Source organism: Sphaerospermopsis reniformis, from assembly GCF_005402885.1.
GTDB lineage: Bacteria > Cyanobacteriota > Cyanobacteriia > Cyanobacteriales > Nostocaceae > Sphaerospermopsis > Sphaerospermopsis kisseleviana.
Window position 1 is genome coordinate 1 of the sequence record NZ_BJCE01000061.1, and the last position, 24,855, is coordinate 24,855.

20 protein-coding genes are annotated in these 24,855 nt (G+C 37.5%); 13 read left to right on the forward strand and 7 right to left on the reverse strand.

Translation table 11 applies throughout. The features are described 5' to 3' along the window. Window positions 1-214: 214 nt before the first annotated feature. The gene (locus FFR48_RS10950) at window positions 215-2,047 is read right to left on the reverse strand and encodes a tetratricopeptide repeat protein (RefSeq protein WP_137667388.1); all 1,833 of its coding nucleotides are present in this window, start codon (window positions 2,045-2,047) and stop codon (window positions 215-217) included. A gap of 256 nt (window positions 2,048-2,303) precedes the next feature. On the opposite strand from FFR48_RS10950, the gene FFR48_RS10955 reads away from it, so the two are divergent. From FFR48_RS10955 to FFR48_RS10985, 7 genes are all read left to right on the forward strand, one after another. After that, on the forward strand, window positions 2,304-3,329 hold the full coding sequence (locus FFR48_RS10955) for an ABC transporter ATP-binding protein (RefSeq protein WP_137667389.1): 1,026 nt from the start codon (window positions 2,304-2,306) through the stop codon (window positions 3,327-3,329). A gap of 1 nt (window position 3,330) precedes the next feature. Then, window positions 3,331-4,143 carry an ABC transporter permease gene (locus FFR48_RS10960; protein WP_137667390.1) on the forward strand — a complete coding sequence of 271 codons (813 nt, stop codon included), beginning with the start codon at window positions 3,331-3,333 and terminating at the stop codon, window positions 4,141-4,143. A gap of 118 nt (window positions 4,144-4,261) precedes the next feature. Then, on the forward strand, window positions 4,262-5,893 hold the full coding sequence (locus FFR48_RS10965; protein ID WP_137667391.1) for a GldG family protein: 1,632 nt from the start codon (window positions 4,262-4,264) through the stop codon (window positions 5,891-5,893). A 98-nt stretch (window positions 5,894-5,991) separates the two neighbouring features. Then, window positions 5,992-6,756 carry a DUF4340 domain-containing protein gene (locus tag FFR48_RS10970; RefSeq protein WP_137667392.1) on the forward strand — a complete coding sequence of 255 codons (765 nt, stop codon included), beginning with the start codon at window positions 5,992-5,994 and terminating at the stop codon, window positions 6,754-6,756. Between the two features lie 166 nt (window positions 6,757-6,922). Then, complete coding sequence (gene purU / locus FFR48_RS10975; RefSeq protein ID WP_096567652.1) at window positions 6,923-7,774, forward strand: formyltetrahydrofolate deformylase; 852 nt, start codon at window positions 6,923-6,925, stop codon at window positions 7,772-7,774. 115 nt (window positions 7,775-7,889) lie between these two features. Continuing rightward, entirely contained in the window at window positions 7,890-8,702 is an 813-nt protein-coding gene (locus FFR48_RS10980) for a hypothetical protein (protein ID WP_096567654.1), read from the forward strand. A gap of 86 nt (window positions 8,703-8,788) precedes the next feature. Then, on the forward strand, window positions 8,789-9,385 hold the full coding sequence (locus FFR48_RS10985; RefSeq protein WP_137667393.1) for a hypothetical protein: 597 nt from the start codon (window positions 8,789-8,791) through the stop codon (window positions 9,383-9,385). A 172-nt stretch (window positions 9,386-9,557) separates the two neighbouring features. On the opposite strand, the gene FFR48_RS10990 is transcribed toward FFR48_RS10985, so the two are convergent. After that, window positions 9,558-10,802: a hypothetical protein gene (locus FFR48_RS10990; RefSeq protein ID WP_137667401.1), complete on the reverse strand. Its 1,245-nt coding sequence runs from the start codon at window positions 10,800-10,802 to the stop codon at window positions 9,558-9,560. A gap of 209 nt (window positions 10,803-11,011) precedes the next feature. Further along, entirely contained in the window at window positions 11,012-12,949 is a 1,938-nt protein-coding gene (gene mnmG / locus FFR48_RS10995) for a tRNA uridine-5-carboxymethylaminomethyl(34) synthesis enzyme MnmG (protein WP_137667394.1), read from the reverse strand. 255 nt (window positions 12,950-13,204) lie between these two features. Here mnmG and FFR48_RS11000 point away from each other — a divergent pair, with 255 nt between their 5' ends. Together FFR48_RS11000 and FFR48_RS11005 are read left to right on the forward strand one after the other, a co-directional pair. Then, window positions 13,205-13,930 carry a DUF3800 domain-containing protein gene (locus FFR48_RS11000; RefSeq protein WP_137667395.1) on the forward strand — a complete coding sequence of 242 codons (726 nt, stop codon included), beginning with the start codon at window positions 13,205-13,207 and terminating at the stop codon, window positions 13,928-13,930. Between the two features lie 391 nt (window positions 13,931-14,321). Next, window positions 14,322-15,146 (forward strand): D-alanyl-D-alanine carboxypeptidase family protein, encoded by an 825-nt coding sequence (locus FFR48_RS11005; RefSeq protein ID WP_137667396.1) that lies wholly within the window; start codon window positions 14,322-14,324, stop codon window positions 15,144-15,146. 76 nt (window positions 15,147-15,222) lie between these two features. Here the strand turns inward: FFR48_RS11005 and FFR48_RS11010 are convergent, their stop codons facing one another. Beyond that, window positions 15,223-15,417, reverse strand: a complete 195-nt coding sequence (locus FFR48_RS11010; RefSeq protein ID WP_096567665.1) for a type II toxin-antitoxin system HicB family antitoxin — start codon at window positions 15,415-15,417, stop codon at window positions 15,223-15,225. 351 nt (window positions 15,418-15,768) lie between these two features. On the opposite strand from FFR48_RS11010, the gene FFR48_RS11015 reads away from it, so the two are divergent. Further along, entirely contained in the window at window positions 15,769-16,344 is a 576-nt protein-coding gene (locus FFR48_RS11015; protein ID WP_096567667.1) for a TIGR04376 family protein, read from the forward strand. Window positions 16,345-16,694: 350 nt separating this feature from the next. Beyond that, a complete protein-coding gene (locus tag FFR48_RS11020; protein ID WP_096567669.1) occupies window positions 16,695-17,276 on the forward strand; it encodes an ABC transporter permease in 582 nt (193 codons plus the stop codon). Between the two features lie 26 nt (window positions 17,277-17,302). Here the strand turns inward: FFR48_RS11020 and FFR48_RS11025 are convergent, their stop codons facing one another. The 3 genes from FFR48_RS11025 to ftsH all read right to left on the reverse strand — a co-directional run bounded on the left by FFR48_RS11025 (window position 17,303) and on the right by ftsH (window position 22,504). Next, on the reverse strand, window positions 17,303-18,742 hold the full coding sequence (locus FFR48_RS11025; protein ID WP_137667397.1) for a collagen-like protein: 1,440 nt from the start codon (window positions 18,740-18,742) through the stop codon (window positions 17,303-17,305). 146 nt (window positions 18,743-18,888) lie between these two features. After that, window positions 18,889-19,965 (reverse strand): magnesium-protoporphyrin IX monomethyl ester (oxidative) cyclase, encoded by a 1,077-nt coding sequence (gene acsF, locus FFR48_RS11030; RefSeq protein ID WP_096567673.1) that lies wholly within the window; start codon window positions 19,963-19,965, stop codon window positions 18,889-18,891. Between the two features lie 595 nt (window positions 19,966-20,560). Next, window positions 20,561-22,504 (reverse strand): ATP-dependent zinc metalloprotease FtsH, encoded by a 1,944-nt coding sequence (gene ftsH / locus FFR48_RS11035; protein ID WP_096567677.1) that lies wholly within the window; start codon window positions 22,502-22,504, stop codon window positions 20,561-20,563. A gap of 876 nt (window positions 22,505-23,380) precedes the next feature. Here ftsH and FFR48_RS11040 point away from each other — a divergent pair. Further along, the gene (locus tag FFR48_RS11040) at window positions 23,381-24,505 is read left to right on the forward strand and encodes an AI-2E family transporter (RefSeq protein ID WP_137667399.1); all 1,125 of its coding nucleotides are present in this window, start codon (window positions 23,381-23,383) and stop codon (window positions 24,503-24,505) included. Window positions 24,506-24,596: 91 nt separating this feature from the next. Beyond that, window positions 24,597-24,752, forward strand: coding sequence for a Uma2 family endonuclease (locus tag FFR48_RS11045; RefSeq protein WP_137667400.1), 156 nt, complete (start codon window positions 24,597-24,599; stop codon window positions 24,750-24,752). Window positions 24,753-24,855 lie beyond the last annotated feature (103 nt).

Genomic DNA, 24,855 nt, shown 5'->3' on the forward strand with positions numbered 1-24,855 from the left:
GTGCATTTTTTGGGATTTCAAGAGATGGCAAAGAAATTTTCAAATCTCCTCCTGACTCCTGACTCCTGACTCCTGACTCCTGACTCCTATGCCCTCACGGAAAGACTTTCTCAGCAACCCCTATTTACCTGAAAATAACTGTAAAAATAAAACTCTTGTGGGGTGGGCATCCTGCCCGCCCTGGTGTACCTCATCCAGATGAAATATGGTGTAACTAATATCTTGCTAATAAATCAGGTAAATAATCATAACCGTCTACACCAATAACAGAAATGATCTTAGGGCGGTTTTGTTGCAATAAAACTTGAAATTTATCTTCTCCCAATTGTCTTTTGATTGTGGTTAATAAACCTGCGGGTTGTTGCCATTCTTGAGATGAAATTTGTTCTAATAGATACATTCCCAAACTACCTGTATAAATGGCTTTTTCAAAATTGAGCAGGTTATAATAAGCTTCTGCTAAATAAGCTAAATTTCGACCTTGAATATATAAATCCCCGGAAACTTGGGCAGTTCTAAAACCCAGTTCTAAATATTTGATGGCTTCTTGATATTGAGAAGTGACTAAATAGGCAATTCCCAAACTACTAAAACATAAAGATTGAGTTTGAATATCCCCAATTTTTTCGGCTAATTTTAAACCTTGTTCTAGATAATTAATAGCAGATTCATAAACTTCTGGTTCAGTGTTTTCTAATTGCTGTGCTTGCATTACTTCGCTGTAACCTAAGTTTACCAGGGCGTTAGTTTCTCCGGTTTTATCTCCTGTTTGTCTACTTAATATTAATGCTCTTTGACTATTATTTATTGCTTCAGCATAATTTTTTTCTTGGACATAGGTACGACTGAGGTGGTTAAGATTAGCAATTTCGCAAGTTGTATCTTGAGCATTTCTGGCAATTTCTAAAGCTTGTTGATGGAAATTTATTGAGCGCGGATAATTGCCTAAAGCTCTTTGAGAATAACCTAATAATGTTAAAATTCTGGCTTTTTCTTGTGTTCCTGCTGCCGAACGTAGAGGTTCATCTAAATAATCGAGTGCATCCCGTAAATAACTACCAGAAAAAGAAGCAAAAATTCCACCATAAAGGGGAAAATAGGGACGTTGGGCAAAGGTTCGCAAAATTTGTAACATTATTTGTGAAGCGCCATTACTATATATTATTGATTGATTTTGCCAACCGTTTGCTAGTTGACTCCAAATGATGGCAAAGGTTAAAAATGTGGAAATTGATAATTTTGGACCTGCTTGAATATCATAAGCTTGTTTATCAAACCAACTAACTAAACCTCGTTGTAAGAATTGTAAAACTATTGTTAATTCTACCCAATCACTGAAGCTAAGGTTTTGTTGTTTTTGGGTAAATTCTATTGGAGATTGTTCTATTGCTAAAGTCTGAAAAAATGATTGCGGTATTTCGCTTTTGACTAATTTCGCCCAACTTGCCCAAGGTCCTTTTTCACCAGGTACACCACCAAAACCGAGAGAGGTTTTTTGTTCATACATCCAACTGAGGAGGTTTTCTTGGATGCGTTGCCAAGCGGCGATCGCCTGAGTTATACCTGTGGATATCTGTGTTAAATCTGAGTTAGCTGCACCAAATTGCTGTAAGGATTTGGCTATTTGTTGTAGTTGTGATAAATTTAAGGGATATTTTTGATTGGGATCGGTGTAGCGCAGGAATACGGCTAAACGCTCTTCATTACTAGCAATGGTAATTTCCCGTACTGCTGAAGCTATGATTTCGGTTGCTTTGTTTTGTTCTTGACAGCGTTGCCATTGTGTTTGAATAGTTTTAATTGCTCTTAAACTACGGGTGGCTTTGGCTTTTTTGAGTTCGTCTGTTTCGCTGTCTACTTTTGTTTGGATGGTATTCAAGCGATCGCTCAAAGCTAACTCAAACACTTCTCCCGTACCGGAAGCAATGCTTTGAAGTAACATTTGGTACAATTGTTCTACGGAGCTAATTTTGCCTTTGAGGGTGGTTTCGACTATTTGATCAATTAAAGCCAGGTAGCGATCGCGCAAAGGTAAAGATTCAGACACTTTAGCTAATAGGGTACAGTACAACAATTCTAATTTTATCTAATTTTATAAAACGTAACGTGACTATTTTTAATGGTTTGGGTGACTAGTAAAGGTTCAAACTTAGATCGAGAATGTATATTATGTATTATATTTTTCACAGGTCCCCAATAATCTAGAGAAAATGTCAATATTATTTATGTTGGTAAATGAAATTCCTTCCTAGTATTCCGCGATCGCTAACACATATCACATATATCACACCAATAATATCCCAATGATAGAAGTTGAACATCTGAGTAAAATATATGGTTCTACCGCAGCGATAACCGATGTCACCTTTAACGTAGAACCTGGAGAAATTTTAGGTTTCTTAGGTCCCAACGGTGCGGGTAAAACCACAACCATGCGGATTTTAGCCGGTTATCTGCCAGCGACCAAAGGAACAGCCAAAATAGCCGGGTATGATGTCCATGAAAATTCTTTAGCAGTGCGGCAAAAAATCGGCTATTTACCGGAAACACCGCCTTTATACCCCGAAATGACGGTAGAGGGATTTTTGCACTTTGTAGCTCGAATTAAAGGGGTATCCGCTGGCGATCGCCCCCAAAAAGTGCAAGCTGCTATGAAACGCTGCAACCTCACAGAAAAGCGTAAAGTCATTATTCGCAAGCTTTCCAAAGGTTTTCGCCAAAGAGTGGGAATAGCACAAGCAATAGTCCATGATCCTCCGGCCATTATCCTTGATGAACCCACCGTAGGACTAGACCCCCGGCAAATTATCGACGTGCGAAACTTGATCAAAAGTCTAGCCGGTACACACACCATCATCCTCTCTACCCATATTCTCCCAGAAGTGAGCATGACCTGTAGCCGCGTAGCCATCATCAACCGTGGTAAAGTCGTAGCTACCAACACCCCAGAAAATTTAATGACACAGTTAACCGGAGGTTCGGGTTATGAGTTAGAAATTTCTGGAGAAGTTACCCTAGCAAAACAGGTATTACAAAATGTAAAGGACGTGATTTTGGTAGAATCAATGCCGATAAGTCATGATCATCGTCCCCTACTGCGTGTTATATCTCAACCAGGCACAGAACCAGGAAAGGATATTGCAGCCGCATTAATTCGGGGAGGATTTGATTTATATGAAATGCGGCGGGTTAGTGCTAGTTTAGAAGATGTATTTTTACAACTAACAACCGAAGAGAAAAATTTACTTCCCCCAGCAAAAGAAACACCAGAAACTATACCAGAAACTATACTAAAAAACTCACCAGAAACAGAAGGAGAAAACGCATAACATGGGTATCATCATCGCTAATATAATTGCCATTTATCGCCGAGAATTACAAAGTTATTTTGTATCACCCTTAGCTTATGGTATAGCTGGCATCTTTTGGTTTATTTCTGGCTTATTTTTGGTGATGATTTTAATAGGTCCAGGGGGAATTTTGCCCACAGTTGCAGATTTAGATATCCAAGGACAACAATTAGGAGTACCCGTTCCGCCCATAGATGTACCCTATGAATTTATCCGGGCATTTTTAGATAGAATCAGTTGGTTATTATTGTTTATTTTACCCATACTTTCAATGGGACTTTATGCCGAAGAACGCAAACGGGGAACATTAGAATTATTAGCCACATCACCAGTTACTAACTGGGCTGTAGCCGTAGGTAAATTATTAGGAGTTTTAACATTTTTTATGACAATGGTATTACCATTACTTGGATTTGAGACCCTAGCTATTAGCGGTTCTAATCCTCCCATGTCTCCAGTTATTCCTATTCTTGGTCATGTAGGATTAATATTATTAGCAGCAGCAATTTTATCATTAGGAATGTTCATTTCCTCCTTAACAGACAGCACACTGTTATCAGCCGTCCTTACCTTTTTTGTGGTTATATTACTATTATTAATAGATTCCATATCCAAAGCTATACCCGGTCCTGTGGGAGACAGTTTAGCTCATCTATCCCTACTCAAACATTACAACACATTAATTCAAGGAATTTTTGATAGTAGCGCCTTAATTTTATTTGTTAGTTACATTATTTTAGGAATTTTCCTCACCGCCCAATCAATAGATGCACTGCGTTTTCAACGTCAATAGTTAGGAGGTGACAGGTGACAGTAAAGAAGTTTGTACCAATTACCCATTACCAATCACCAATCACCAATCACCAGTCACCAATCACCAATCACCAATCACCAATCACCAATCACCAATAATGAAAAAAATACCTAAAAAAAATTTCGCTAACCTACTATTTTTGTTGGGTCCATTCTTATTAACTCTGGGTTTAACAGTCGGGTTAATTTCAGATACATGGGGTATATTACCTCTAGTATTTATCATAGCAGGTCTTTTGATTTGCATTGTTTGGGTATTTTTCCAAGCCCAAAAAAATCAATTTTGGAAACAACGTTCTACCGTATCTACAACTAACGCCTTAGTGGCAACTTTGGCAGTATTAACAATATTAGGATTAATCAATTTTTTAGGTACACGGTATCAGTTAAGATTAGATTTAACAGAAACTCAATTATTTACCCTCGCACCCCAATCTAAAGAATTACTGCGTACCTTACCCAAACCTGCAAAAGTCTGGTTATTTACCAGAGAACAAAATTTGCAAGATGAACAATTACTAGAAAATTATCGTCGTCAAACTCCTAAGTTTAACTTTGAATATATCGACCCTCAAACCAGACCAGGACTAGCAGAAAAATTTGGTGTGAAAGCTTTTGGCGAAGTTTATTTAGAATTTGATAATAAGCGCCAATTAGTACAAACTGTCAATGAATATGAACGTCTATCAGAAGTAAGATTAACTAGCCGTTTACAACAAATAACTAGTAACAATACAGCTAAAGTTTACTTTCTGCAAGGTCACGGTGAACTAGAATTTACAGATGCTAAAAATGCTATTTCTCAAGCTATTCAAGGATTAGCAGACAAAAATTTTACAGCTTTACCTCTGAGTTTAACAGAACAAACTACAGTCCCTGAAGATGCTGCTGTTGTTGTCGTCGCTGGTCCAAAACGAGAGTTATTAGCAGGTGAAGTTACAGCTTTACAAGATTATCTCAATCGTGGCGGTAATTTAATGTTAATGGTTGACCCTAATACTGACCCAAAAATTGATGACTTATTGCAAGATTGGGGTGTAAAATTAGATAATCGTTTAGCTGTTGATGTTTCTGGAACAACTTTAGGACTAGGACCTGCTGCACCTGCTGTTACAGAGTATGGACAACATCCCATCACTAAAGATTTTGGTAATGGTATTTCTTTCTATCCCCTCGCACGTCCTATTCTCATTGAACCAATTCCTGAGATTCAATCTACTCCTTTACTCAGAACTAAATCATATCCTAATAGTTGGGCAGAAAGTGACCAACAAAACGAAAATTTAGAGTTTAATGAAGGTCAAGATTTAAAAGGTCCTTTAACTTTAGGTGTAGCATTAACTAGAAAGCTATCATCCCCATCTCCCACATCTACCCCATCTCCCACCGCTTCCCCATTTCCCACACCTACCCCCACACCTACCGCTTCCCCAACTGAGGAAAATTCTCAAAATCACAGCAAAGAATCTCGCTTAGTAGTGTTTGGAAACTCAGATTTTGCTAGAGATGGTTTATTTCAGCAACAATTAAATGGAGATGTATTTCTCAACTCAGTAACTTGGTTAAGTCAAGAAGATCAACAACCGCTTTCAATTCGTCCCAAAGAACAAACAAATCGCCGCATCACCATGTCAACTGCAAAAGCAAATTTATTAAGTATTTCTTCTTTGTTGCTTTTACCTTTCATTGGTTTAGCTACTGGCGCTATTATTTGGTGGAAAAGAAGATAATTGATAATTGATAATTGATAATTGATAATTATGAATTTATCTACCTGTTTCACCTGCTTCCTCTTCTCTGTCACCTGTCACCTGTCACATATTTCCAAATGAAACGCACAACTTTAACTTTAGTAATTTTAGCCTTGGGTTTAAGTGGTTTTGTCTATTTTGATGAAATTAGACGGAAAAATCAACCACAACAATTTGCACAAAATCACCTCAATAAAATAAATCAGGTAAATCAGCAAAATCAACAAACTCAGACCACTAAACAACAGATTTTCTCATTTAATGTTGAGGATGTTCAATCTATAGATATTAAAACGAAGGACTACACTTTAAATTTAGAACGGAGTCAGAAACTAGAAGCGCCAAAATGGTCAATTAAATTACCAAAATCTCCTAACCCAGAACCAGCAAAAGAGGCTATAGTTTCTTATTTAACGGATTTATTGGTTAAAGGTAAAAGTGAAAGTAGTGTATCAATTTCACCTAATCAATTGAGTGAATTTGGTTTAGATAAACCTCAAGCGACTATTGATATTAAACTGAAAAATCAAAAAACGCATCAAGTAATTTTAGGGAAACCTAATTTTAACAATACTTTCTTATACGCCCAAGCTGATCCTGTGATCGACAATAATGGAAATACTCAGGTTTTATTAGTTTCTAAAGATTTCGCTAATGCTGTCAATCGGGAATTATCAGAATGGCAAGAAATATCTCAAGCATCTGCTAACAAACCTAATGAACAAAACACTGAAAAATCTGGTAAACAAACCAGTGAGGAAGGTGCTAAACAAGCTGAACAAGATACTAAATTAGACCTTGTATCAATACCCATAGATCCTAATCCTGCCCATACTAAATAATTAATATAGGAATCCGGTTTGGTTTCTGTTCGCGGTAACGTGGCGAAGCCATATCTATTTGTTTAGGGAGGGAATAGGGAAGAAGGAGTAGGAAATAAGTAATAATTCATAATTATCAATTATCAACTATCAATTACCAACTATCAACTATCAACTATCAACTAAAATGAACCCAACAGCAACTTTACTGATTTCTTGCCCTGATCAAAAAGGATTAGTCGCAAAATTTGCTAATTTTATTTATGCTAATGGTGGTAATATTATTGATGCTGATCAACATACAGATTTTGAAGCTGGTTTATTTCTCACTCGTATAGAATGGCTGTTGGATGGTTTTAATTTACCAAGGGATTTAATTGGTGCTGCTTTTAATGCGATCGCCCAACCTTTAGGCGCTAAATGGGAATTACATTTTTCTGATACTGTTCCCAGAATTGCAATTTGGGTAAGTCGTCAAGACCATTGTTTATTAGATTTAATTTGGCGGCAAAAGGCACAGGAATTTAATGCAGACATACCTTTAATTATTAGTAATCATCCCCATTTACAGGAAGTTGCAGCACAATTTGGTATTGATTATCATCACATTCCCATTACTAAAGATAATAAACAAGAACAGGAAATAAAGCAATTAGAATTACTGCGTCACTACAATATTGATTTGGTAGTTTTGGCTAAATATATGCAGATAATAACTGATAATTTTATTCAGCAATTCCCGCAAATAATTAATATTCATCACTCATTTTTACCTGCATTTATTGGTGCGAATCCCTATCATCGAGCTTTTGAAAGAGGTGTAAAGATTATTGGCGCAACTGCCCATTATGCAACTGTTGATTTAGATTGTGGTCCAATTATTGAACAGGATGTAGTTAGGGTAAGTCACCGGGATAATGTAGATGATTTGATTAGAAAAGGTAAAGATTTAGAGAGAATTGTCTTAGCTAGGGGAGTGCGATCACATTTACAAAATCGCGTTTTAGTCTATGGTAATAAAACCGTAGTTTTTGAATAAATAACAGAGTTTTACTCCTGACTCCTGACTGCCCCTACGACTCCTGCAATATCGTTAACAGTCAAAATGCAGACTTTCATGAAATACTAGTTTCAAGTCTTATTGTTAACGACAAATGAAACAGCTAAAGTCACGTTCTCAAGATTTACGCAGCTTATTTGAGAACAGTATTACCATAGAATATGTAGCCGAACCTCTCAAAGCGGTCAAAGCTGATGCAGATATGAGAGAAATTATAAATTGGATGGAGTTGCAGGATTTTGATGTCGTCGGAGTGGAAACAGAAGATAGTATTACAGGTTATGTAGAACGTTCTACTTTAAGAGAAAATTTACGAGAAAACCAATCGGGAAAATGCAGCGACTATCAACAAGTGTTTCATCCTCAAGAACTCATTGCTATGTCTACACCCTTGATGAAGTTGTTGCCAATTCTGCAACAAAAATCCAGATTATTTGTATTAGACTGTAATAATGTTAGTGGCATTATTACTTGTGGTGATTTGCAGAAAGCACCAGTCAGAATGTTGCTGTTTGGGTTGGTAACGCTGCTAGAAATGAATTTGTTACGACTGGTGCGGCTGTATTATCCCCAAGATTCATGGCAAAAAGTTCTTAAACCTGACCGCTTAGAAGCTGCTCAAAAATTATGGCGTGAAAGTCAAGAAAGAAATGAAGCCACAGATTTATTAGATTATCTGCAATTTTGCGACAAGCGGGAATTGGTATTAAATCAACCTGAACTGTTTGATAAATTGGGGTTAAAGTCAAAACGATCTGGTGAACGCTTTCTCAAATCTGCTGAAAATTTGCGGAACCGTTTAGCACACGCTCAAAATCTAGTCAATGGTTCCTCTTGGCAAGATTTGATTTCTTTGGCTGAAGGTTTGGAACGTTTATTAATCCATTGTGAAGAAATTGAATCTTAACGTATCCAGGAAATAGCAAATACTTTCTGATGTCAGTATAGTTAAAGGAAAGCACTAATGAAAAATTAAGAATTTATACAGTTAATATGTCTAAACAATTGCCTCCATCAAGTGATTTAACAAAATTGCCTACAGAAGCCGAAAGAGAAGAACAACTGATACAAGATGTCCTGCTTTTGTTGGAAAATATGCTTTACAGAGAGGAAGCAACAGTTAAGCTGATCTTGAATTGTCTCTATGATGCTGGGTCAACTAATTTGATTAACCAAAAGTTCCAGTCTCGCACTCTCAATAGAACCCTGAAATGGATTTCCAAAATGTCTAAACCTGCATTCAGAATGATTGCCTGGCAATGGTTTAAGAAGAATTGCCCTAAATTGATCACAGATTGGTTGCGAAGCCAAATTCAGTTTAAAAAAGTTGAAACCCCAAAAGTAGAGATAGTAGTAGAAGACCAACGGACTAAATTAAATTCTCTTGATCAAGCTCAAAATCAGATGTATGAAGTCAAACAGCTTCGCTCTCAAGTTAAGTTGTTAACTGGTGTTTTAGTGGTAGTAGTGACAGTGTTAACTGGCAGCTTTGTTTGGGCTGGTTATTTATTAGAGCGATCGCATTTACAAGTAGTAGAAGAATTACAAACTCAGGTAAAAACTCTTGAGGCTAGTGTGAATAAGCATTAACTTGATACTTACTGTTGACATTTGTCAATTAATGTCAATGCTTACTCCAGTCAAATGTGTTTTGGTTTGAAGCAATAGTTCTGCGCCAGGCTGTTCTTCCTCTTGCAAGATTCAGCATTTTTTGTTCAACTATATCAGGTAACTGCTCCCAGGACAGGTCTCCTGTTATCTGTCACAACTTTTGACCTGTATAAATTGAGCGCACCTCACCATTACGGCGGATAATCGCCTCACCGTTACTTACGTCTACTAGCGTCCAACCAGTAGCACCAATATTTTCTCCCAGGTTAATCCGGCGAGTCACACCATCAATTTTGAACAAAGCCGCAGATTTGCTACCTAACTCTAACAATCCTTCCAACTCGGCTGAATAGGCGGGTAAATACACCTGTTGGGTAGTTGTGGGTGTAGTTGGTAATGTTTCTGGTTTCGGTAATGATGCAGTTGCGATCGCCGCAGGTAGTTTTGGTGGTGCTGTAGCTGGTAGCTTAGAAGCATCTGCCCGCTTCACAGTTGTCGGTGAATTTTTTGCTGTTAGGGGCTTGGTTGCTTGTTGCACATTACTAGGGGAATCTTTGACAAACCCAGGTGGTGATACCTGCGCTGACATTGGGGAAACTTCTGGTAATGGGCGTATAGCTGGAGGTGCTTGATAAACAGGAACATGAACATATATTCTCTCTACCACATTTGTCACTCGACTGGGAGCAGGTGGGGCATTGTTAGCAGCCACTGGTAGGGGTAAAGTGCCAATAGGTTGGTTACTGGGCAAAGGCAAAGCGTTTGTTTGCTGGGGATTAACATCACGTAACCCAGATTTAGCAGGTGTTTGATCATTGCTAGAGCCTTGCTGGTCTATCACTGCCAAAGCCTGCAACATATAATTAACTAATTCACCATGAGGATCTGGTTGTACAGGTACTGGTGATTTTACCTGATCTGTTGGTGGTATGTGTGGAGTAAATTGGGCGGTGATATTGGTGAATAATGTCGGCTGTGCTAGGTAGACTGAACCAACCATTGCCACACTTAAGGTTAAACCTAACACGAGCAGGTTGCCTAATCCACCGCTGTGCTTTTGATTTCTTTTCCTAATTGCAGTGACAGAGGGAGGATTTAAAACCAGTGTACTTGGTTGCGGCTTTTGGATGGGCGCGATCGCTTTGGTTGCTCGGTGTACTGTCTGTGTCAAAACAACTTCTTGCATCTTCACCGCCACTGTTTGCTTATGTGGCACATATTCTGTTCTGATGGTTTTAGCAGGGCGCTTTCTACCACAATCTAGTATGTTGTCGATATCGGTGAAGAGTTCATCTATCAAGCCTTCAGCGTAAGTCTCTATCGACAGGGCTTCACTGGGGAGTAAGTCCTCTAGTGCTTCAGAAATCATTAGATGGGTGCTGGCTTCTGTTATCATAGACATTTTCTTTGTGGCTGCTAGAAAGGGAAAGGAAACCCAATGATGTCCGGGAAATCACTTTCTTTAAATTACACCACTAACCTTAATTTGGCAGTAATTTGGCAGTGGTATTAAATTTTACTGTGATTTATAAATGATTCAGAATTTTACTTCAAAAATCTCTGTAGTCCATCATACTGATCCCCCACCCTATACTATACCCATCCTTAATGAATTTTTGTATCTGCTAATAAGGAAAACTCATTCTGCTCCTTGTTTTTACGGATTTCTAAATAAATTAACAGAGCATTGATATCCGCAGGATTAACACCACCAATTCTTGCTGCTTGCCCAATTGTCAAGGGTCTTACTTTCGCCAGCTTTTCTCTGGCTTCTTTGGAAAGGGTATCAATTGCTGCATAATCTAAATCTGCTGGCAATGTTCGATTGGCTTGACGAGCTATTTGCTCAATTTGGTTTTGCTGTCTGGCTAAATATCCAGAATACTTGATATCTATTTCCGCCCCTTCTTTTTCCGCTTGGTTGAGACTGGCGTTACCTAGTGCGTATCTTTCTAAATCTACATAGTGTATTCCCGGACGACGTAGCAGGTCAGCGAGGGTGATTGAACCTTTGATTGCTTGTTGAGTTTCTTGGGCGATCGCTCTCCCTATGTCTTCATGCTCTTTAATTCTAGTCGAATGCAGTCTTTCTTTTTCGGCTATAATTTGCTCTTGTTTTCTCGTAAATAAATCCCACCGTCTGTCATCAATTAAACCAATTTCCCGCCCTAATGGTGTCATCCGTTGATCGGCATTATCTGAACGCAGCAATAAACGATACTCTGAACGACTCGTAAGCATACGGTAAGGTTCACGTAAATCCTTGGTACACAGGTCATCAACTAAAGTCCCGATGTAACTTTGTTCACGTGGGAAAATAATCATTTCCTGCCCCCGCACAAACCGCACCGCATTTACACCCGCTACTAAACCCTGGGCAGCAGCTTCTTCATAACCGGTTGTACCGTTAATTTGTCCTGCACAAAACAACCCTTCTACTTTCTTGGTCATCAATGAGGGATAACACTGGGTTGCAGGTAAATAATCGTACTCTACAGCATAGGCAGGACGCAACATAAAGCAGTTTTCCAAACCGGGAAGACTCCGCAGCATCAGGATTTGCAAATTTTCCGGTAAACCAGTGGAAAAACCTTGAATGTATAATTCTGGTATATCTCGTCCTTCTGGTTCAATGAAGATTTGATGACTTTCTTTATCTGCAAAGCGGACTATCTTATCTTCAATACTCGGACAATAACGGGGACCCTTGGCATCAACCCATCCACCATAAACCGGGGATAGATGCAAGTTTTCTTCAATTAAGCGATGGGTTTCTTTAGTAGTTCTTGTCATGTGACAGGGAATTTGTTCCCGTTCTACCCACGCTTGGGGGTCAAAACTAAACCAGCGAACTTCCTCATCTCCTGGTTGCAGTTCCATTTTACTGTAATCTACAGACCGCTTATCTACCCTTGCAGGTGTACCGGTTTTTAATCTTCCGGTTTCAAAACCCAAGCGGTTAAGGGTGTCTGTTAAACCTACGGCCGCAAATTCACCTGCGCGGCCAGCTTCCATTGACTTATTACCTACCCAAATTCTCCCACCTAAAAATGTACCAGTGGTTAAAATAACGGCTTTACATTCAAAAGCGACACCAAAATAAGTTTCTACACCTATTATTTCATCATTTTTTCCTAAGATTAAATCTGTCACCATGCCTTCACGAATTGTCAAATTTTCTTGATTTTCGACAATTCCTTTCATGACTGCTGCATATTCGCGCTTATCGGTTTGCGCCCGTAATGCCCAAACTGCTGGACCTCTAGAAGAGTTGAGAATGCGTTTTTGTAAATAGGTGCGATCGGCCATTTTCCCAATTTCCCCACCCAAAGCATCTACTTCGTGGGTAAGTTGGGACTTAGCAGGTCCACCGACTGCGGGGTTACAAGGTTGCCAAGCGATTTTATCCAGGTTAAGGGTTAACAGCAGAGTGCGACAACCGAGGCGGGCAGTAGCTAAAGCTGCTTCACAACCGGCGTGGCCTGCACCCACTACAATCACATCATAAGCGTCTTGGAATTGAACAGCATTTTGCATGGTCATAAGTAGTTAGGAATTAAAAGTTAAATGTTTAAAAAGTTAGTTACTGTGGGTATTTTAGCGTATATTTTGGTTAATTGTCAGAATCAGGATGTCTGGTTACTGAGCGAAGCCGAAGTACAGGATTTAAGGATTTACAGGATGTTTGTCTAATAATATTAGCAAATACTGTTGTAAAATATTTTGACCAACTTTGTAAAAACTTCTGCTGCTGTCAAATTCAGAAAGTAGGGTTTTTAGTATTTTCTAACCACCAATATGTTTCTAATTTATATTGATGAAAGTGGCTCTTATGCTGCTGATGATAGAACCAATTATTTTATTTTAGCTAGTATTGCTATCCATGAAACAGATTACTCAAAAAATTACGAACAAATTTCTCAGCTAAAACGAAGTATCGTGAAAAAGAAAGAACCTGAAGATTGGGAGTTAAAAGGTCACGATCTTTGTAAAGGGAAGGAACTCTTTAAAGGCTGGAATTTTGAAGCTCGCGTGCGTACATTTTTATGTATATCAGAAACCTTAAATCAGATCCCATGTCATATACTCTCTGTTGTGGTTAATAAAAAATTACTCTTTGAAAATAGAGAAGCAATGAAGGATGATGTTATACTTTATCAATTTGCTTTCCAAAACTTATTAGACAGATTAGATATTTTTCTGAAATCATTCCATGAAAGTGGAATTTTATTTTTAGATTCACGTTCAACACATAGCACAAGTAAACAGGATGATCGTTTAGTTAGAGCTTACAGGGGGTGGTTGAATTCATGTAAATATGATTGTAATTTTATAGAACAACCCTGGTTAGGTGCTTCAGGATTTTATGTAGGTCTACAATTAGCAGATTATGTTGCTTATTTGATTAGTTTAAAAACACAAAACATACAGGAAGATAATCGCAATTTTGCATTTCTCACAGCTTTTGATATTATTCAGGAAAAAATTCATTTAGTGGAAATTCCTGAAAACTATAACATCTAATGGCGAACCCACGGCTATTATAGTCGTGGGTTCATCCCTTAATAGACGATTACAAGATCGCCTCTACCCAAACAGGGGCGTTAATTAGAGGTTAGTTTTTAATTAAATGATTATGATCTTCTGATCACGTAACTTTAACTGGTTTGACAGGCGCAGGGTATTTCAACCTTGCCATAACTTCCCGTGCAGTTCGGGATACCTTGTCTACATGACAGGCGCAGGGTATTTCAACCTTGCCATAACTTCCCGTGCAGTTCGGGACACCTTGCCATACTCTATATCTATAATAGCACAGTTTTTTGAAAAATCAATCAATCCTAATTTAGTTAATGTTGGACTAACATATTTGTGATATAGGATAAAATCATAAATATCAAAAATATATTCAACTATGATACTCAAACCTAAAACCAAAAAATATTTAATACAAATTTCATTAATCACTCTGATTATCTTCCTATTTTCTACTACCTTTACTATTCTCTATCTTAGATATAACCAACCATCGCCGAATTTGATCACAATCCGCAAAAATAATCCTGAGTCATCAGTATCAACATTTATTCCAAATCAGCAATTAAACGCACAAAAAAAGTTTTTAGATACTATAAATTACCAACTAAAAAATCTTCCCCAATCTGATACTTATGAATATATCTTACTCCGTGCCTATGGTGCAATATTTATTAATCAAAATCCAGAAATTAAACTGCCACCAAAAGTCATTGTAGATAATGAACAGGATACTAAACAAATTCAGGATAATCTACAACTAACCCTAGTTGAAGGTACACAAGAATGTTACCTGCAAAAAGCCGCCGCAGATGCGTTTGATCAAGCCAGAAATATCATAGATATACCTTTAAAATCTGGTTATTCTGGTGATTGTACACGTAGTTTTGCTACCAATTTACGATTTTGGCAGAAATATACAAATAACCAAACTTTAGAACAGGTAAAACAAGGAAAAGAAACTAATATTCTCAGTGTAGTTGCACCTCCAGGAACTTCACAACATCTCTGGGGTTTAGCACTTGATTTAAGAGTATCTAACCAAGAACAAAGAGAAGCATTAAACCAAAATGGTTGGTTTCAAACTGTTGCAAAAGATGTACCTCACTGGACTTATCTGGGTTGGGATGAAGAGAGTTTACCAAAATTTGGTTTACAGGAAAAAATAATAAGCGGTATTACTTATTGGTTGACACCAATTTAAGTAATTAAAACATAATTAAAACATAACTCAAACATAACTCAAACATAACTCAAACATCAAAATACCAATGAGATTTTCACGGTACATCTATATAATAAAAATCTGCATTTTTAGCAATTTCATCAAATCCTTGTAAGTAGTCTTTAATCACATATTTTATTTTTTCTAATGCTTCCTGTTCTGTATCACCTACAGTCCAGCATCCGGGTAATGCAGGACACCAAATAGCATAGACTTGATCTATTTTGTTCAACTTAACTTGATAGCGCATATCCTACATTTTCTGGTAACTGCTATACTCCTAATTCTATAATCTTTATTAAGTTTAAAAGGAATCCCTTGATACTGTACTAGCGAAAACTGTGATTAAAATAGGATAAAAGTGTAAAACTAATCGTCAGCATTCAGCTATCAGCAAGACCCTGAAACCATCAATAATAGGTTGTAAATTGCTATTATTAACACTGGTGTAATTTGACAAACCGAGAGCATCCTTGTTATTAACTCAATCTCTATCTAGAGAATAGCTGATTACTGATTACTGATAGCTTTTGTAAATGCCATTGTAGATAATAATTATTACAATAAAATAATCACATCACTTTAATTTGGAGTTCTCACAGTGGGTTTATTTGATGATTTAAGTCGGTTTTTAGAAGCACGTTTAGAAGAATTTTTGCGAAATAACCCCCATCTGGAGTTAGAAATGCTGTCAGAACAGCTACGAGAGCAAGAAGATGATACACTAAAATTGATTGCAGATTTAAAATTACAGGAAAAGCGATCGCAAGATGAAATACTAGAAACAGCACAGGAAATACAACGCTGGCATATCCGTGTCCAAAAAGCCAAGTCCGCAGGTAGAGAAGATTTAGCCATACCAGCGCAAGCAAGAGAAGACGCACTTTTGCGGGAGGGAAATCAAAAATGGGGACAAATGCAAGGTTTAAAAGAACGCATTACCCAATCTCAAGAATTACTACGCAAAATTCAACAGCGTCGTCAAGAAGTCCAAGCAAAAGCAGCAGAAGCGCAAAAAGCACGCGCACAAGCCCAAACTCAGCAACGTTTAGAAACTAATACTTGGCAAGCTCCAGCCAGTAGTTATTCTAGCCAGTTTGATGATTTAGAAGAAAAGTTTCGTCGTTGGGAAACGCAAGATGAGTTGGAACAAATGAAACGCAACATGGGTAAATGATTTAGCATAAAGGATGGAATTTAAATGTTATAATTTCATCCTTAATATGTTATTAACTCTTGATAATTTACAGCATAAAATTTAATTCTTGAAAAAATATTTAATTTAGAAATTACAACTTGATTTTTTGAAAGATTTTCACTAGATTTAAATTAGATTTAACAGCAGATCGCAGATCAATTAGGTACATAATTTAAATTGAAACCTATACACAAAGCTGGTTTTAATGCTGACCCCTGACTCCTACTGTAATTAGTTAGATGTTTTTATCAGATTTTTCTGTTTCCTTTCCACAGGTATTGAGCATTCTACTTATTCATCTTCACGACGTTTCAAATCATAACTGAGGAATGGAAAATAGTATCTTAGTAGACATTGTAGCCACTTTACAACGGTTATTTGTAGGTTACATACCCGCCGTTATTTTAGGTATCTTTGTTGGTTTTATTATTGGTATTAATGGCATAGTTTATCAGCTATTTAGTCGGTTATTCCAAATCCCAAATAGCATTCCTTCTATCGCCTTTTTACCTATTGCGCTGATTTTATTTAAGGAAAATGAAACCGCAGCTATTTTTGTGGTTTTTGTTGGTGTTCTTTGGGCAATAATTGTGGAAACTGCCACAGGTATTCATAAATTTCGTCAACAAGATAATAACTCTCGCGTAGCTATTTATTACATATTTAAAGCTTTAAGACTAGGTATGTGGATAGCTTGGTTTACAGTCATTGCTACAGAAATGCTTGCAGGTTCAAAAGGGTTGGGCTTTTTAGTTTGGAATGGTTATAAAGCCAACAACCCAAGATACATTATTGATGCTTTACTCTACATCGCTGTTATTGGTGTTTTTCTCGATCAACTGCTAGACTTAACTGGTAGTGTTCTTTACAAAATTGTTGGCGAAAAAAGTAAATCTTCTAAGAGTGAATAACTAATTATAACTGATTTATTTACTCATTATCTATTTCTCCGAATTGAACCTTGCCACCTTAATTTTTGTTGGGCAGAACGTTCACCTAAAGAACGTATTACAGTTAATTCAATCTCTACATTTGTACCAGAACTAAGAGCATCATTAGGTATTTTTAATTTCCCTAAATCCACAATAAATCGGTTATAATCACGAGTGACTAAGTTAGCAGGAATTTCCCCTTCATAAAAAGTTTGGAAATCAAAAGCACCGGAAAAGCTATCTTTTGCCCGATATTTTACTTTAAATTGAGTGTTGATTAAATCAGACCTTCCTGCTAAATCAACTATTTTCAAATTCAGATTTTTACCTGAACCAGAAAACTCGGAAACTGATAAATTTGTGACTTCTTGTTGAGGAATGGCATAATTAACAGTGTACTCAGTTAATTGATCCTGAATTTTGGCATTACCATCAACCCACATATCTTCAGGAAAGTCAATTTCTATTTGTTGATTATCATTTAAAGTTAGTGTAACGTTTTGATTAGCAAAGTTAGCTATCGGTTTTTTCTCTTGCCAAATTAATTTAAACGTTCCTTCTAAACGCCGATCAAATTCTCGATATTCATCAGCAATTATAGAACCAGGCGCAAGTAAAGCTGTAGCACCTTGACGCAAATTCCATTTATTTTTAGAAAGGTTGAATTGTTGGGTTGCTAATTGAGAAATTGTGACTTTACGAGTTGGTGTATCATCTCTTAATGGTTCTTTGCTATTAATAATACTTAAAGTTCCTAAACTGCCACGTCTACCATCCCGGCCATCACTGCCATCAATTCCATTTCTGCCGTCGTAACAACGATAAACTTTAGTAGTACATTTATAGTCAGAAGTTCCTGATGTTCCTGTACATTTTTTTACTTCCCAACTCCTGCGACGACAGTTACAACCTGCTGTTCCTTGACCACCACGTCCACCGCGTCCACTTTCTCCCCCATTAGCACGGACAAAAATCTGTTTTAGGTCTGCTAAATTACTGTAATAAACGGTGAGAGAACCGCCATTTCCCCCGTCTCCACCTCTACCACCAACACCACCGTTAGCACCATCAGGGGCGTTAATATCTCTGTCTTCGTCTTCTTTATAGCCTCTACCACATCTGGGGCGAGAAGCGTCTTCCCCATATTCCCCATCTTCGCCATTTGTGCCTGAGAGATCAAGATTTATCGGTGAACCATTAGCTGTAATAGTTTGGTTTTGTCCGTTGCGGCCATCTCTACCGGCACGGCCGTCACTCCCTCTATATCCATTCTGATCATAGGATCTTCTGTCTCTGTCTCGATCATAGCGATCGCTAATTTTAAATTCTCCTTTAGTTAGGTTTTCTGCACAAACATCTACAGCGATCGCAGGTAAAAAGTTATAGCTATTTACTAAGCAAAAAGATACTAATATTGGTAGTTTTTTAGTCAAACTCTGAAGCATGGGAATTATATCTAAATTTCTTAGTTAATATACAACTGCTGACGTTCAATTTTGCGAATTTTCTCCCTAAAATTACATACAAAATGCTAAAAAAAGTGGCTCTGTTAACAACAGAACCACTGGTGTTTTTACACATTTAAGTAAAGTTATCTAGCTTGACCATGAGTAGAAACCGCATCAATGGGTCTCATTAGGTACAAGTTTAACAATTGCCAACCATGAGAAATGTAAATTGGCAGTTTTTGGAAGAATTGCAGGAATTTGGGTGTATTGGAGTTGGAAATTGCGCTCAATTTTTCGTTATTCTTGACACAAACATCCAAACGCTCGTAAAACTCTGGATTATCCACATCTAACATGACGGGGAAGACTCTTCCAGCAGTTTCATTAGTCTTCTTAATCACATAAATGTCGTATTCTCGTGCATCCAAACCTATAGCAGCATAGAAATCTTTACGCTGAATATCATTGAGATACATGGTAGCAAATACTGACAACAGGAAGAAGCGACTCCAAAGTTTAGCTTTCCAGTCATTGAGCATTTGGGGTTGCGCTCTCATGATGGCATCAAAGAAGTCACCATGACGGTTTTCATCCTGACACCAATTTTCAAAGAAGCGGAAAATTGGGTAAATTCTATCTTCAGGATGTTGTTCTAAATGACGATATATGGTGATATAACGCCAATAACCAATCTTCTCAGAAAGATAGGTAGCGTAGAAGATGAATTTGGGCTTAAAGAAGGTATAATTGCGGCTCTTGGTCAAAAACCCTAAATCTAAGGATAGATTAAAGTCTGACATTGCCTTGTTTAAAAACCCAGCGTGACGTGCTTCATCCCGTGACATCAAGTTAAAGCATTCAGCCAATACAGGGCTTTTATCTTTTAAGCGGCGGCCGAGTTCTTTGTAAAGTAAAAAGCCGGAAAACTCCGCAGTACAGGAACGTTCCAGAAATTCAATGAACAACTGGCGAGTTTCCCCATCAATATGATCCCAGGATTGTTCAAATTCGGCATCCCGGACAAAGTGATGGCGGTTATAGTCAACCCGGAATTCTTCAAGGATGGCTTTTAACTCGTCTTCGTTGACGGAGATATCCATCCGCGCCATTTCATCAAAATCGGTTGTGTAAAACCGGGGTGTTAAAAGGGTTTCTTTAGAGGGTACTTTCACCCCAGGACGCATTTCTTCAAAGCCTGGTTTTTTTAGGGAATCTACCATGTTTGCTTGCAGTGAGTGTCTTTCTTAATTTTGAACCAAGGACAATAATGACATTTGTATGAAATACAGTGTACCAAGGTCTAGGCGTGAAAAGGGAAATAAATCATTAAGAGTTGCAACAAATCTTTAGCTATTGCGGAATCAGAAGTTGAAAATTGGTAGTTAGTTGGGATCACTGATGCCAGTCTGGACTTTACTTGTTAAGTTATCATGAGTATTAATCAGCTTAAATAAATAAAGCAGTAGATAATACGAAGGCATTGGTGAAAAGTTAAGGAAAAGGAGAAATTGTTAAGGGTGGTATTTGCAGTGAGCAAAAATAGTGGGAAACTCAATCTAGACAAGTAATTGAGCGATTGAGATCAGCCATGAATGCCAGCAAAAAAAACCAATAATCGAGAGCAAAGTTGACTTTATTACGAGAATAAAGAAAGGAGCAGCAATTAAGGTAGAACAAGTATTTACAGATAGTTATGGATTGCGAGACTCTAATATACGTCTTGGTTCTGGCACTAAAAAGACTCCGTTAAAAATCAAAAATGTAGGGGTTTAGCGTTGCTAAACCCCTACCGTAAATCCCTACATTTATCGCACACTAAACCAAGAGCGTTTGCAACAAAGGTTTATCAGCATCTAACTGACCATTTCTCAACCATTCATCCATTTCATCAGGTGCTTGAGCTTGAGAAAGCTTTTCTCGTAAATAACCACCTTCGAGAATTTCCTTCTCTAATAATTCCTGAGAAATTTCCTCTAATAAATCGCGGTTATTTTGCAGAATACTCAAAGCAATGTGGTGAGCATTATCAACAATTTCCTTCACTTCGCGGTCAATTTCTTGCGTCATTTGCGGACTAATTGAACGTCGAGGATTGCCATAACCTTCAATAAACTGCTGTTGGACTTTTTCAAATGCAACAGGTCCGAGTTTATTACTCATCCCATAAATTGTAATCGCTCTTTCCGCTAAATCTGTAGCTTTTTGAATATCGTCAGCAGCACCAGTGGAAACTTTACCAAATACAATTTCTTCCGAAGAACGTCCACCTAATAAAGTGGCAATACGTCCACGAATTTCATCTTCTACCATCAAAAATCTGTCTTCTTCTGGCATTTGAATTGTATAACCCAAAGCACCTACACCACGAGGAACAACAGAGATTTTTTCTACTTTACCTGCTCCTGGCATTAATGCACCAACTATAGCATGACCGACTTCATGATAAGCAACGGTTTTTTTCTCAATTTCATTTAAGACACGAGAACGTTTTTCTAAACCGGCAATTAGTCTTTCGATAGCTTCATTAAAGTCAGCCATTAATACTGCTTGACGGTTATTTCTTGCGGCTAATAATGCAGCTTCATTTACTAAATTTGCTAAATCTGCACCGGCAAAACCAGGGGTACGAGTAGCAATAATTCCTAAATCAACATCTTCTGCTAATTTGACATTTCTGGCATGGACTTTAAGGATAGCTTCTCTACCAATTTTATCAGGTCTATCTACCACAATTTGACGGTCAAAACGACCAGGACGACGTAAAGCAGGATCGAGAACTTCAGGACGGTTAGTAGCAGCGATGATAATAACACCAGTGTTAGCATCAAAACCATCCATTTCTGTTAATAATTGGTTTAATGTTTGTTCTCTTTCATCATTACCACCAACGAAACCACCAGCACCACCACGAGATTTACCTAAAGCGTCTAACTCATCAATGAAAACAATACAGGGTGCTTGTTGTTTTGCTTGTTCAAATAAATCTCTAACTCTTGCAGCACCAACCCCTACAAATAATTCAATAAATTCAGAACCAGAAATACTAAAGAAAGGAACACCCGCTTCACCAGCAATAGCTTTTGCTAATAATGTTTTACCAGTTCCTGGAGGTCCAACTAATAAGACACCTTTGGGAATTTTTGCTCCTAAATTTGTGTATTTAGCAGCGTTTTTCAAGAAATCAACTATTTCTTCTAATTCTGCTTTTGCTTCATCCACACCTGCAACATCTGGGAATTTTACCCCAGTGCTACCTTCAGAATAAATCCGCGCTTTGCTTTTACCAACTGTTAATGCTGCTGGTCCTCCACCTTGACGACTCATTAAAAACGCCCAAATTCCAAAGAAAATTAATGGAGGAGCAACCCAACTTAATATAGTACCAATCCAGGCGTTTTCATTTGGTGGAGGTGCGGCAAATTCTACATTATTTTCCCGCAGAATTTTGGGTAAATCTAAATCAATAGCAACAGGTGTGGTTCTAAATACCTGTTCCACGGTTTTACCTTCAGGATTTTCGGTTTTGATTGCGTATTCAATGCGATCGCTCCCCACAACTGCTTTTTCCACTTTACCCGCTTTTACCTGATCAATAAAATCACTATAAGGAACTTGCTGCAATCGTGGTCCTAAAATACTGGGAACTATCAAATTCAGCAGCAATAACAAAGTTAGTAAAATTAGGAAGCTACCACCAAACTGTCGAATTTTTGGCGTTTTCATTTTGTTCTTATTATTATTATTTGTTTCTACAGGCATGATAATTTACCTCTATAAAATTTGCTCATTGCTAATGGCTCAATAATTGTCAATTATCAATTGTCAATTATCAATTAACAATTACCTCTCCTTTAAATTCAGAGTCTTGAAAAAGCGGAATCTTGGACTTTTTCCCCTTGAAAGAGGAGGTTTTAAACCTTGAATGAAACAATTATCAATTGTCAATTGTCAATTATCAATTTTGATGCTAATCTTGCTGCAAACTAACTGACCAATCTAAAAATAGCCGTAACTAGCAGAATTACTAGAGCATTTCCCAAAGAAAATTGGTATAATGCTATAGCTATAGGTATTAATCTACCAATTACATTCAGAGCTACTACGGTAGGAAGATGCACAAGTAAAGTTTTGTGTCTGATTCCTATTGTAGAGAATGTTCAGAATCAATCTTCAAGTCTAAATTCGTGTATACCCTACCAAAAAAATGTGTATTCCCGCACTTTTATGAAAAATCAACTATTCTTCTTGCTGAAACTACTTCTTTTGTCAACTGTCATCTCGTTTTTGATTAAGTATGCAGGACCAATGGTGTTAATCCCAGGTACATCATTAAACGCGCTGATTTTAGTTTTGTTGCCTACTGTAATTCTGATAACTCTCTTACTTTGGCGAATGCTAACACAAAACCAAAGTAGGGGCGAAGCATTCGGAAAATAGCCTGGGACAAAAATTTATAATTGCTCGCCCGAATACTTCGCCCGTAGGCTTTTTAAAGCACACCTGCAAACGTAATATTTGATCATCTACCAATTAATCAAATATTCTGACTACTGTACGGGTTTAGCAGTGCTAACCCCTACTGACTGTTAAATGACTACTAAAATTTCATCTCACCAAGGTTTGGGAGTTTAGTCTGTGAAACTTGGTCAATGGATAGGTTTAATCACCTTAGTTCTCTCTTTATATATATTGTGGCAACTGCGGGAAGTGCTGTTACTGATTTTTGCTGCTGTTGTGTTAGCAACTACCTTAAATCGGTTAGCACGAACTTTCCAAAATTTAGGCATAAAAAGTGGGTTTGCGGTTTTTTTGTCAGTGATGATTTTTTTAGCGGGTGTAATAGGTTTTTTCTGGTTAATTGTGCCACCTTTCGCCCAACAATTTCAAGAATTAACCTATCGAGTTCCCCAAGGTTTTGAACGTATTAATACTTGGATTGATGAACAGAGAACTCACATTCCTGAACAATTGGAAGTTCTTATTCCTGATATAAACAGTTTAGTTGCCGAAGCACAACCTTTAATTAATCGAGTATTAGGAAATTCTTTTGCTTTTGTTTCTGGTTCTTTGGTAATTGTCCTTAATATTTTATTAGTTCTAGTTTTAACTGGGATGTTTTTAGTTAATCCTAATGCTTATCGGAAAGTATTTGTGAGGCTATTTCCTTCATTTTATCGCCGACGGGTAGAGGGAATTTTAGATCAATGTGAGCTTTCCTTAGAAAGATGGGTATCAGGGGCTTTTCTTGCTATTTGTGTAGTTGGATTGATGAGCATGATCGGCTTATCGCTGTTGGGTGTTAAAGCTGCTTTAGCCTTGGGAGTTTTAGCAGGTTTTATGAACTTAATTCCCAACTTAGGACCAACTATGAGTGTAGTTCCAGCAATGGCGATCGCTCTTTTAGATAATCCTTGGAAACCTGTTTTTGTCTTGATTCTCTACTTTGTTATTCAACAAGTTGAGAGTAATTTTATCACACCGATAGTTATGGCGCATCAGGTATCTTTGTTGCCAGCAGTAACTTTAATTTCTCAGTTGTTTTTTGTGACCTTTTTTGGCTTTTTAGGATTATTTTTGGCATTACCTTTAACAGTTGTTGCTAAAATTTGGGTACAAGAAGTCTTAGTTAAAGATGTCTTGGATGAGTGGAAACATAATCATCATGATCATCATGTAGAAAATCAATTAGTGATGGTTTCTGAATCTTCTGATATTAATGAAACTGAGGAAATGGAACTTACAGCAGATGATGAAGATTAATTACAACATTCCAGCAAATAGATCCCCAAGTTCTGACAATTTTCATTTCACTTATAGGTTAATATACAACTAACATCTAGGGGTAATCAAGATGGTTAACACAGCAGTAAGAAGTCTCACTTTTGAAGAATACTTAAATTATGAAGATGAATCTGGGTTTAAATCTGAACTGGTTGATGGACAATTAGAAATTATGAATCCACCTACGATTGAACATTTTTTGTTGAGGGGGCGACAAAGGAGCTAAAGAGGTTGCTGGATAAGCATTACAGCCCTCAAACCCTGCTGATAAAATGGCATCTTATTGCGAACAGATGCCATCATTTCCAAGACCAATTCTTGGCACTCAT

Coding starts and splice junctions, on each gene's coding strand:
- FFR48_RS10970 (WP_137667392.1), top strand. CDS start 5,992: ATGAAACGCACAACTTTAACTTTAGTAATTTTAGCCTTGGGTTTAAGT.
- FFR48_RS11025 (WP_137667397.1), bottom strand. CDS start 18,742: ATGCTTCAGAGTTTGACTAAAAAACTACCAATATTAGTATCTTTTTGC.
- FFR48_RS11045 (WP_137667400.1), top strand. CDS start 24,597: ATGGTTAACACAGCAGTAAGAAGTCTCACTTTTGAAGAATACTTAAAT.
- FFR48_RS10960 (WP_137667390.1), top strand. CDS start 3,331: ATGGGTATCATCATCGCTAATATAATTGCCATTTATCGCCGAGAATTA.
- FFR48_RS10965 (WP_137667391.1), top strand. CDS start 4,262: ATGAAAAAAATACCTAAAAAAAATTTCGCTAACCTACTATTTTTGTTG.
- FFR48_RS11010 (WP_096567665.1), bottom strand. CDS start 15,417: ATGCGCTATCAAGTTAAGTTGAACAAAATAGATCAAGTCTATGCTATT.
- FFR48_RS10955 (WP_137667389.1), top strand. CDS start 2,304: ATGATAGAAGTTGAACATCTGAGTAAAATATATGGTTCTACCGCAGCG.
- FFR48_RS11020 (WP_096567669.1), top strand. CDS start 16,695: ATGGAAAATAGTATCTTAGTAGACATTGTAGCCACTTTACAACGGTTA.
- FFR48_RS11000 (WP_137667395.1), top strand. CDS start 13,205: ATGTTTCTAATTTATATTGATGAAAGTGGCTCTTATGCTGCTGATGAT.
- purU (WP_096567652.1), top strand. CDS start 6,923: ATGAACCCAACAGCAACTTTACTGATTTCTTGCCCTGATCAAAAAGGA.
- FFR48_RS10985 (WP_137667393.1), top strand. CDS start 8,789: ATGTCTAAACAATTGCCTCCATCAAGTGATTTAACAAAATTGCCTACA.
- FFR48_RS11005 (WP_137667396.1), top strand. CDS start 14,322: ATGATACTCAAACCTAAAACCAAAAAATATTTAATACAAATTTCATTA.
- acsF (WP_096567673.1), bottom strand. CDS start 19,965: ATGGTAGATTCCCTAAAAAAACCAGGCTTTGAAGAAATGCGTCCTGGG.
- ftsH (WP_096567677.1), bottom strand. CDS start 22,504: ATGCCTGTAGAAACAAATAATAATAATAAGAACAAAATGAAAACGCCA.
- mnmG (WP_137667394.1), bottom strand. CDS start 12,949: ATGACCATGCAAAATGCTGTTCAATTCCAAGACGCTTATGATGTGATT.
- FFR48_RS10990 (WP_137667401.1), bottom strand. CDS start 10,802: ATGATAACAGAAGCCAGCACCCATCTAATGATTTCTGAAGCACTAGAG.
- FFR48_RS10980 (WP_096567654.1), top strand. CDS start 7,890: ATGAAACAGCTAAAGTCACGTTCTCAAGATTTACGCAGCTTATTTGAG.